Origin of the sequence: Geobacter sp. AOG1 (assembly GCF_019972315.1) — a bacterium.
In the GTDB taxonomy this organism is placed as follows: domain Bacteria; phylum Desulfobacterota; class Desulfuromonadia; order Geobacterales; family Geobacteraceae; genus Geomobilimonas.
This window is the reverse complement of sequence record NZ_BLIZ01000001.1, coordinates 2,506,490-2,517,514: the sequence shown is the minus strand read 5'-3', so window position 1 is coordinate 2,517,514 and position 11,025 is coordinate 2,506,490. Positions and strand designations below refer to the sequence as shown.

Sequence of the window (11,025 nt, the reverse complement as noted above, 5' to 3'; positions counted from 1 at the left end):
GAAACCACCACCTCCACTTACACCCTCACGGCGTCACCCGGAGCAAACGGCACCATCACTCCGGCAGGAACCTCCACGATAAACAGTGGTGCCAGCCAGGTCTACACCATCACTCCCAACGTCGGTTACTACACGGTTAGCGTGACAGTTGACGGAACAGTGGTGGCATCAAATCTGGGTGGCTACAATTACACCTTTAGCAATGTAACGGCCAATCATACCATTTCCGCAACATTTGCCGTAGCTACCTACACGATAGCTGCATCGACTGGGGCCGGTGGTAGCATCTCGCCGACAGGCACAACTACCGTTAATTACGGAACCAGCAATACCTACACGATCACCCCGGCAACCGGTTACAAGATATCCGGCGTCACGGTGGATGGCGTATCAGTCGGCGCAGTCTCCAGTTACACGTTCTCCAACGTCACCGCTAACCATACGATTGCAGCGACCTTTACACCGAACACAATCTCTAGCTTTACTATCACGGCGTCGGCCGGCACAAACGGCAGCATTTCCCCTAGTGGCACAACAACCGTAAATTCCGGTGGAAGTCAGACCTATACTATTGCGCCCCAAAAAGGCCATAAAGTTGTCAGTGTTATAGTTGATGGTGTATCCGTTGGGGCTGCCAGATCCTATGTGTTTTCAAATGTGACGGCGAACCATACAATACAGGCAAATTTCAGATAAGAGTGGATAACCATTTCGGTGTAAATCAGAAATATGGAATTATTCAATCATTTGCAAAAAGGAACTGACCAATTAACATGCAACTGTAAATAATATGATAAAATTCTACAGTATTAGAGAGAATCTATTCGTACTTGGGAAAAAGGCGTAACGAGAGGAGAAATAAAATGAAAAAAAGCATAATGGCACATAAAGCTAGGATCGTGATACTTATTACCCTTATTAGTGCCTGTTTAACATCAGCAGGTTGGGCAGCAAATTACTACGTAGACGCGATAAACGGAAATGACACTAACACCGGCACTCAAACAGCACCATGGAAAACCGTCGCAAAAGTCAATAGTACTACGCGAGCAGGAGATACGGTTTCTTTTAACTCGGGTGGCGTTTGGAATGAATCCTTGACACCCGTTTCGGGGACTTCTTTGAATTCCACAATTTACAAGTCTTATGGCACAGGGAGTAAACCCAAGATCAAAGGTATGGTTTTAAACAATAAATCATATATTTTGGTTCAAGATTTAGAGATATGGAACGATAATGCCAACTACCCAGTCTATATCTACAATGGTTCAAACCATATAACCGTTAAGAATTGTTATGTTTGGGCATCAAGTTCCTGTGGCTGGTGGGCAGCTTTTTATGTAACCAATGCAAACTACAATGATTTTGAGTACAATACCGTCGAACACCAGAACTTCAGTGGTCTGCATGACGCATTTAATCTTGATCAGGGTAGTTCCCATAATATCATCAAATATAACACCCTCGGCGATGCAGCACATTATTCACTATCATTAGTGGGGGCAAGTAATACCAATCCTACATGGGAAAGTAGTTACAATTATATAGGCTACAATACTATTACGAACACAAGGGGGGCTCCGGCAGGTATTTGCACAACTACTAATAATAATATTATTGAGTACAATAAAATGTCTAGTGGCAATAATGGTATGGTGGATCAATACCCTACCGCTTTCAAGCTATTAGGATCTAACAATGTTTTCCGTTACAACATCTTGAAAGACATGCCTGCTGGGACAACGAATGGTCGTGGTATGAGAAGTGAAACTTATCTTTATGCATCTGGATGGCCTGTTAATAAAGCCACTTATAACCATGTGTATAATAACGTAATAACAAATCTTGGAGGGACTGAAGCGGCTAACGGAGCAATTTATATAGGAACTAATACCACGGACTCAACAGCACAAAATGCTTTTAATGTCTTTAAAAATAACATAGTTTTCAACAATACTCTTCCGTATGAAATAACAAAACAAAATTCACCTCTAATCCATGATAATGCTTTTACCAACAATATAATCTTCCGTTCGGGGGCAACAAATGTAGTATATTCCGACGGAAGTGGGAAAAGTGTCGCAAGTCAGCAAGCATATGATTCTCTTTGGAAAGGAAATATTCAAAGTGACCCCATTCTGGATACTTCCTTTATGCCCTTAGCGGGTTCTCCCGCTATCAATGGCGGAGCAAATTTGACCACGATCACCAGTCCCTCCGGAACAGGAACTTCTTTCACTGTGGCAGACTCTGCTTATTTCACAGACGGCATGGGCATAGTCTCTGGCGACACCATTCAAATCGGCAGCCAGACTGCAATCATAACCGCCATCAATTACAGCACAAATGTCCTGAATCTCGACAGGACGGTAACCTGGACACAGGGAACCCCGGTAAATCTCCCCTATAATGGAACTAAGCCAAATATTGGTCTTGTTCAAGCCTCCGCTTCTGCACCTATAGTTCTTCCGGTGCCTAGAAATTTACAGTAGTAATGATATAAAAACTACAAAGGGCGGGATTCAGCAATCCCGCCCTTTCTTTTCTCAATTCACGCGTTAAAACGGAATCTATACAGCAACGTCGAATTTTTCAGCCCATTTTTCAAGCATCAGAAGGGCAAAAAGATGCCTCTGGAAGTTTTCTTTCCCGGCCTGGTGCTTCTCGATCATTTCTTCTACGAATGATATATTAAACAAACTGCCGCATAGACTCCCCTCCAACAACTGCTCCCGTACATACCCACCCAATTCAGCCCTGAACCATTTATCAATCGGGGTAGCAAATCCCTTTTTAGGTCGCTTGATGACATAAGGTGGTAGCCATTTTTCGCACGCTTTTTTATGGACAAACTTCCCCTTTAAGTTCATGGATAATTTATATTTAGATGGCATACTCTCAACAAAGTAAACAAAATCTCTATCTAAAAATGGCACTCTAGCTTCAATACTGTTTATCATGGTAGCCTTGTCACCATATATCAGCAGATCATCAGGCAACCACGACCTGGTATCGATATAGAGCATCCTTCCGAGGTCATCATCTGCTGAATATTGATGGAATAACTTAGTTATAAACAGATCACTATCCTGTGGAAGGGGTTTTTTGAGTAACGACTTTTTTTGCTCAGGGTTGAATAAATAATAAACATTCAAAAATCGATCAAGGGTGTCATGTCTTCCAAAACTTCGAAAAGCTCTCTTTAATTGCTCCTGGCGCGGTAGACATTCGATAAATGGTTGCATCCCCCCAAGATATTTAAACCCTGATTGATAAAGACGTTCTCCCCAATATCTTTGATATCCCGCAAGAGGCTCATCCGCACCTTGGCCAGTTAAAACTACTTTTACATCTTTCTTAATTTCCTTTGTCAGGTAGTAAAGAGGAATAGACGAAGAAGTCGCCGTGGGTTCATCCATGAACCAGGCAACTTCATCCAGCACTTTTATAAAATCAAAATCGTCTATTATTACGTTTTTATGTATAGTCCCCAGGAATTTCGCAAATTCAGAAGCCTCATCAAATTCATTCCCCTCCGTGAAATCCTTAAATCCGACAGTATATGTACGGATTGGATGCCCCAACTCTTTGACAGCAATCGCGCATACAGCAGAAGAATCAACACCCCCGCTGAGCAAAGCCCCTATTTCTACATCACTGATCAATTGCTTTTTTACAGCTTGCTCAAAATGTTCCTGATATTCATCAACCCATTGAGAAAAACTTTTACTGTAATCAATGGTAGTCTGTCGATAAGCGTAATCACCGGTCCGCGAAATACTGCTGGTTTCAAGATCAAATTCAAGATAACCTCCTGCGGCTATCTTATTAATATCCTGAAAAGCCGTACGAGGAGATGGCACATAGCGGAAATCCAAATAATTGTTCAAGGCGGTATAATCAAAGTGCCTCTCGACCTCATCACAGGCCAGAATAGCCTTAATCTCCGAAGAAAATACCAGTTTGCCATTCTTTGAATAGTAATAGAGGGGCTTGACGCCGAAAGGATCTCTGGCCAAGACCAATTTCTTCCCACGTAAATCAAGAATCCCGAAAGCAAAGATGCCGTTAAAGCGACCGAAACCTTCAATCCCCCATTGTTCATAGGAATGCACAATGACTTCCGTATCTGAATGGTCAGATCTGAATATATGACCGAAAGCCTTTAATTCGTTTTTGATATCCTGATGATTATATATCTCCCCGTTGTATGTCAACCAAATCGTCCCATCCTCGTTGCACATGGGCTGAATGCCGCCTTCGAGGTCGATAATAGAGAGCCTTCTATGACCCAAGGCATACTGAGGATGATATCCTGGATGTTCGAATACTCGAAACAGCTTACATTCTGAATCACCTGCAAAAAGAAAACCTTCAGCGTCAGGTCCTCTAGCCGCAATGGTATCCGTCATTTTTTTTATTTTGACAGGATCTATTCCCTCAACGGAATTGATTATTCCTGCTATCCCACACATGGCATGTCCTTTTTGAAATCTTGCACTTTCGTTTCAAATCTCCTCTCTTTTCCTAAGATGAAGTTATATTCCCGCTTTTCTCAAAGAATTCGGGGTTTAACTCCCTCTCACACTCCGTACCGTATCAGGTGAGAGGAGTTACTCCTTCTTCAACACTAGCAGAACGCAGCTGTAGGTGGTCACCGGCATGTTCGGAGTGCTCACTGGCTTGTCCCGGTACGTCAGAAACCGGCTGGCAAAAAAAGGTGAGGCCCACTGATATAGAACCTTTATAGGTCTCAACGGACGGCAAACGTTTATGAAATATTTACCGAAGGGGAAGCCATACTCGCCCTGATATATCCGCTTCTGTTCCCGCAGCCCGGACGGCTGTATAATCCTCTCTTCAATAGATTTCACGTCGTAATGTCTCTGGTAGAAAACTGGCTTTTCCTTGTACCTGACTCCGTAAACACTCTCATTGACATAAAATTCTCTGAAATAGTCTCCATTAATCAAGGTTGTCAGGACATACATACCACCTTTCTTCAGAAGCTTGGCCGATTTCTCCATAGCCACAGAATCCAGTTTCCCTTCGAAATGCTCGATCACGGAGATGTTTGTGATAATGTCGTAGGTCTCCGACGGAAGCTCGCATTCTAGGAAATCCTTTTCTATCACATGGAACCTCTGTTCGTAGCTCGTGTTATTCATTATGCGCCGGGCATGGCGATGCTGTTTTTGCACCCAGGAGAATTTATCCAAGCAACTGATGTCCCACCTCGTCTTTTTCAAGAGATAGGTTGGATAGATGGATTCACCTGAGCCAATATCCAGGTACTTGATCGGAAAATTGAAAAACGGCTGAAGTACCGAGGTGATGAATGGAAATTCGCCATGCCTTTCATACCCCATCCCTCTAAAGAACCTGTTTAGGCCGAGCTTCCTGGTATGCGAAGCAAGCTCCCGTAATAACTCCTGATTAATCCGCTGCTCCATATGCTCCTCCCGTATTTCTCAAGACATTGGTAAGTGCCAGAAGCATTGCCGAATTCGCATAACGTATGTAAGGAATTCCGTCGCCGAAATTTACCGGATACAGCCTGAACTTGAACCACCCAGCCTTTGTCTGGAACCTGTCACACACAAAAAGACATAGTTTAATCATCCTTTCTTGTTCGATTTTCATCTCTGACAGCAGTGATATAGCCTCGGCGAAGTCATAAGCATCGTATTTGTGCAATACGCTCCTCGGTTTTACTGAAAAGGGGACAGGATACCCCTCTTTATTGTACAGGCGCGCGAAATAGTAATGGAGACCGTTTTCCAACGCACGTTGCAGATCTGGATACTCTCCACTCATAATTGTCCCTATTTTGTTGAGGTTCTTGAGCACAAAACAGGTATGGTAGTGATCGACAAAATCCTGCGTTTCGGAGTACGGCCACGAACCGTCCCGGTTCTGCATGAACAATATGAAACGAAGCGTGGACAGGCCCTTTTCCAGATATTCTTGATTGTCGAAGAACTTTCCTGCGTCTATCAGGTTCATGGCTCGGTAGCTGTTCGAGTTGACCACCGCAATATTCGTTTTCTCGTGAGCAAAATAACAACAGGACAATCTGTCATCTTTTCGCCATTCGTGGTAATCGAAGGCTATATGCTTCATGATGCTCTGGATATAATTGATGTAATGTGACTTGTGCGTCTTCTCGTACAACCGCTTAAGGAATTCATAGACATAAGACGTCTGAGTAAGGCACGGGCTCCTGGGAGGAATAGTCTCTCTGCTTGAGGTCCAGTTAAGATTGATTCCCCAACCCGGGCCATGTTCACATTTCGTTGCCATTCCGAGCAACGGAGCAACCAGTTCCTCGGCTTTTGCCAGGTACCCTTCGTCGCCAGAGACATCAAAGATATTAAGGTAAGCAAGACCGGTATGGGCAAGGGATATCTCAAAATAACGTTTTTCACTAAAAAGCATCCGGATATTAGGCCACACCATATCGGCTATGATAAATGGCATAAGAAAAGGCGCCCCCATGAGGGCGTTTTTTGTATAAAGCTTTTTTACCTTTCCTCCTATGCGGGTACCCCAAATGTCATACCAGTCATAAGTCTGATAGTGTACTTGTTCGGCCCACCGCAGATTTCTGTGTATCATTTCTGAAACCATTTTACTCTGCCTATCGATGGGTTGCATGTAGTCACCGCTGAGATTTAGGCTAGAATTAATGCTTCTTAGTATCGTTGTAATAAGAAAACTGAACCGATGATATTATGAATGTGCGACCTCGTAATAGAGACGATCTAACCTCTTGGCTACGCTTCTGATCTCGAATCTTTCTATTGCTTTTTTCCTATTGTTATTGGATATCTCCTGCCAAACTTTCTTGTTATTGAGTAGAAATCGTATTTTTTCCACATAATCATCTAGATTGAGAGATTCGATCAAAAAACCGTTTTCCCCTTCTTCAAAAATGTCCGGGATACCTGCTACAGGTCTTGTTACTATGGCAAGCCCCGTCCCCATACCTTCTAAAAGACAAATGGGGAGCCCTTCTCCAAATGCAGTTGGATACAGCATAATACCGCACAGTTTCAATAACCGGTGTTTTTCAATTCCCTCAAGCCACCCCGTGAACTCTACGTATTTCACAAGCCCGCTACTTCTTACATATTCCTTTAATTCAGAAGCCATCGGGCCATCTCCTGCCATAAACAGCTTTATTTCTGGAAATTGTTTTGACAGAATCTCCACAATCTGGATTGCCACCATGCAACCTTTTTCTCTTACAAATCTAGAGAGAAAAACTATTTTGTTCACATCGCATTCCAGAGTGAGGTCATAATGCTCGTAAACTGTCGTCTCTATGTCAATCTTTTCAGGATGGAATCCCCAACTGATGAGTTTGTCCTTGAACAGTCGGGCAAGGACCAGCGACCTATCGAAATTGAATATTGTTTTGAATACCCTTTTAAAATATCGGTCGATTTTCTGCTCAAATTCCAGATCCCATCCGTGGAAAAAAACCAGCGTTTTTTTCTGCATAATTCTTTTCACCAGAATATGATATATGCCGTCTCGAATCACGGCTTTAGCGTCGAGGGAAGGATTTATGACTACCAGATCATAGTTGCGTACCAAGCCGGCTAGTAAAAATAGATCTTTGAATGTCTTTATCATTCTGTTATTGCTTAGGGTATTTCCGGACTTGCTTCCGGTATAGAAAAAATCAATTTCGATCCGGTCTGATCGGAAATATTTTTTTAATAGACTGTAGTAATCAGCAACCCCTCCTTTTTCAGAGGGATGTGGGCAAAGAATAAGCACATTTATTCGTAACATCTGTATACCTTTCAGAACCCCAATTCTTTTGACATTTCAGACAATATTCTATCTGACGTTATCGTAGAATTGTCAGCATCTTTGTTATAACTGCAGTAATCTTCTGCCAGCGATACGACCTTGGTACCATATCCGAAAGTTCCTATTTCTGCAGCAGAAGTGGGTGCATAATAACTGAGATTTCTTATTTTTTGGGATATTGCAAAATGCAATGCAAGGCTGTCGCTTGTTATTATATAATTGCAGTATTTAACTATCGCGGCAAACTCAAGTAGTGAGTTATTGTTGCCAGTATCAATCAACCGATCTGAAGGAATGCACTCCTTCAATATTGAGTGTCTATGCTCTTCTTCTTTCCCGCCAAGCAGGTATACACAGGTTTCTTTCCCTTCAATTCGCATCGTTAATAGCTTCTCTATTAGGACAATCGTCTCATTCATATCCAACTGTTTCGATTTCCAGCGCGTCCCAGCGCCGCTGTTGATTCCGATGTTGAAGAATCGATTGTCAAACATCAGAGCCGCTCTCTCCTCTTTCAAGAATGAATTATAGAAAATTGGCTCTTTGATATTTATATCGAGCATCGACGCTAATATTTCATTATGCTCCCTTTTGTTAAGCCTTTTCAGAACGTCAGCTTTTTCTTTGCCGTATCTTGATATCAACCCCATGTCGAACCATTCAGCAGCAGTTTCACTATAAACAGCCTCTCCGTTCAGAAGGTAAGCACCTATAACCTCACCATATTTGATTGAATCTAAACGTTGCAAAATTTCTTTTTCGTCGTCAAGAGAGATGACAAGGTCGAATGCCAGTTCGTTCAATTTGTTCGCATTGAAGTTGCTAGTGATTATCTCGTCAATATAAGGGTTGTATCTCAAAAGATCAAAGGAGGTCGAAGAAGTGAGCCAGTATAATTTGCAATCTTTGTATTTATTATGAACACCGGGGAGGCAATAAGAAGTTCTGATAACATCTCCTAACGCACCATATTTCACTATCAATATATTCGTCATTTAAAAACTCCTGTAGTTTTTATAAATTGTCAACAATACAAGAATTATAGACTGTGTAGCAGCTCTAGTAATTTAAGCCCGTTGGCATCTGGGTTAAAGAATTGGTTACATTTTGATAGTCCATTTTTGCCTATTACTTTAATTTCTTCTCGGTTATTGATACAATATTCCATAGCGTTTTGTATCGCGGTCGCGTTATCCGGTTCAATGATGATCGCGTCTTTCATGTTCTCCAGATAGAGACAAACATCGCTGACATTAGTGACGATTACCGGATTACCAGTAGCCAAATATTCCCCGAGCTTGAACGGAAACCCTGCATTGGCATATGTTGAGCCTATGCGGGTAACGCACAAAATGTCGGCCTGTTGCAGAAAGTTGTAAAACTCATTGTCCTCCAGATAACCGACATAACGAATTGCCGGATGATTAGAGATTAGCTTCTGAATATCAGGTAAATTAGCGCCCTTTCCCGTCAAAAGAAGAACGCAATCCGGATGCCGTTCGCTTATCCTATCAAAAGCGCGGATCAGCAATTCTACACCGTCTTTCTTTGCAAATGAACCCGAATAAACAAATTTAAAAGGGTGTTGCGGTGAATGCGATTTCCCTTCGGATAAACATTTAGCCGAAATAGGGATAAAACAAACTGGGATTGTCTTGCCGACGCTTTTGTCATAAATATCCTTCAGGTAATGTGATATTACAACGACGGCATCTGCAAATTTTGCTGTGTACCTTTCAAGGACTTCTGTCGAAACCCATTTAAATTTTGCCAAAAGATGCAGTCTTTCCTGCACAAAAGTGTTATCTTCAACTATGTCCAGTACAATATAATACCCCATCATCTTTGCTACAATTATAAATACAATATTCTCGAAGCTCATACCATTGTAGCAATACAGTATATTCTTTGCTTGTATTTTTTTATAATTACTAATAGCTGCGATACCTTGGATAAAATATATAGGTATTGTGTATATTGTTCTCAGATCTTTGTCTATTTCGTTGCCTATTGTAATGTACTTTATTCCTTTATAATAACCGTTTTGTTTGGGTTTCTTTACTTTTTGCCCACCCTGCCTTAGCAGTATTAAGTTTGTAGATGCTCCCTTTCCAACAAGATACTCCATAAAACTCTGTATCCGTTTAGAATCGGCCATCCCATCCGGGTAAGCAAAATTTCCCATAAAAACAACATTGATCTGCTTTTTGTCCAATATCATTCTCCACGCGTGTTCATTCAATAAATGCAACAGAGCGTTCAGGTAGAGAAAGAACAGCATCCAACACTGTTGTCAATCTCTTGATCCCTGCCTCGTGTGAAAATTGCTCTTGATATATATTGTATGCATTGGTAATAGTCATGCTTCTAATAGTGCAGTTGCCGATGAGCCGTATGACCTTCTCCGCAAATTCCTCTGAATTGTCACTAATATGAATGCTGTGACCGTCTATGAAAGGTAGCCCTTCAGCTCCTATAGAGGTGCTTACTACAGGAGTCAGGCATGCAACGCTCTCTATGATTTTTGTTCTTATACCACTGCCGATCATAATAGGAGCGATATTCACCGACGCAGCTTTCACATATGGGATTACCGAATCAACCTGCCCTGTAAAGATCACATTGGAAAAATGAGAGGATTTGAGCATCAATTCTTTATGTTCAGCTGAATTAGCAGGGGGTAGATCACCGATCACATACAGAAAAATATTACTATTCTCCCGTTGAATGCTCGGCCACAATTTCTCCAGCGTGTATATGACGGCAGAGTAATTCTGATACGATTTGAGTGAACCAACGATGCATATGAATGGGTGTTCTGACTCTATCGGTTTAATGGTAGATAAGTATCCATCATCAAAAAATATCGGTAAATATTGTAGCTTTGAAGGAGTCATGATATTGCTGTAATATTGCATATCCTGGTGACTAATACAGAGGACCAAATCGGCCATTCTGAAAAATAATCGTTCGTGTACAAAGTACAGTGCTACTTGAAGTGCCATTTTTAGCTTGTACGCAATGTTCTTATTGGTCCTCCAGATGTGATAGTCAAGTTTAAACTGGCTATTGTGTGAACAATATATTATCGGGATATGGAACTTTTTCAGGAACGGGATCAAATGACAAATATAGCCGAACTCCAACCAGATCACATTCGGCTTCTCTTTATTGATTATGGTGCACAACTCCCGCTTAATT

8 protein-coding genes and 1 pseudogene are annotated in these 11,025 nt (G+C 41.8%); 2 read left to right on the top strand and 7 right to left on the bottom strand.

Annotated features, from left to right (window positions below):
• Window positions 1-696, top strand: a pseudogene (locus LDN04_RS11460) (hypothetical protein); the annotation flags it as partial.
• Window positions 697-863: 167 nt separating this feature from the next.
• Window positions 864-2,492, top strand: a complete 1,629-nt coding sequence (locus LDN04_RS11455; RefSeq protein WP_223910425.1) for a right-handed parallel beta-helix repeat-containing protein — start codon at window positions 864-866, stop codon at window positions 2,490-2,492.
• Between the two features lie 78 nt (window positions 2,493-2,570).
• On the opposite strand, the gene asnB is transcribed toward LDN04_RS11455, so the two are convergent.
• From asnB to LDN04_RS11420, 7 genes are all read right to left on the bottom strand, one after another.
• On the bottom strand, window positions 2,571-4,475 hold the full coding sequence (gene asnB, locus LDN04_RS11450) for an asparagine synthase (glutamine-hydrolyzing) (protein WP_223910421.1): 1,905 nt from the start codon (window positions 4,473-4,475) through the stop codon (window positions 2,571-2,573).
• 138 nt (window positions 4,476-4,613) lie between these two features.
• A complete protein-coding gene (locus LDN04_RS11445; protein WP_223910418.1) occupies window positions 4,614-5,453 on the bottom strand; it encodes a bifunctional 2-polyprenyl-6-hydroxyphenol methylase/3-demethylubiquinol 3-O-methyltransferase UbiG in 840 nt (279 codons plus the stop codon).
• Window positions 5,437-6,657 (bottom strand): hypothetical protein, encoded by a 1,221-nt coding sequence (locus tag LDN04_RS11440; protein ID WP_223910415.1) that lies wholly within the window; start codon window positions 6,655-6,657, stop codon window positions 5,437-5,439. Before LDN04_RS11440 ends, LDN04_RS11445 begins: the two co-directional genes overlap by 17 nt.
• Window positions 6,658-6,732: 75 nt before the next feature.
• Complete coding sequence (locus tag LDN04_RS11435; RefSeq protein WP_223910412.1) at window positions 6,733-7,641, bottom strand: glycosyltransferase family 4 protein; 909 nt, start codon at window positions 7,639-7,641, stop codon at window positions 6,733-6,735.
• 173 nt (window positions 7,642-7,814) lie between these two features.
• Complete coding sequence (locus LDN04_RS11430; RefSeq protein WP_223910409.1) at window positions 7,815-8,819, bottom strand: glycosyltransferase family 9 protein; 1,005 nt, start codon at window positions 8,817-8,819, stop codon at window positions 7,815-7,817.
• A 44-nt stretch (window positions 8,820-8,863) separates the two neighbouring features.
• Window positions 8,864-10,039 (bottom strand): glycosyltransferase, encoded by a 1,176-nt coding sequence (locus tag LDN04_RS11425; RefSeq protein ID WP_223910407.1) that lies wholly within the window; start codon window positions 10,037-10,039, stop codon window positions 8,864-8,866.
• A gap of 19 nt (window positions 10,040-10,058) precedes the next feature.
• Window positions 10,059-10,721: a glycosyltransferase family 4 protein gene (locus tag LDN04_RS11420; RefSeq protein ID WP_223910404.1), complete on the bottom strand. Its 663-nt coding sequence runs from the start codon at window positions 10,719-10,721 to the stop codon at window positions 10,059-10,061.
• Between the last annotated feature and the right edge of the window lie 304 nt (window positions 10,722-11,025).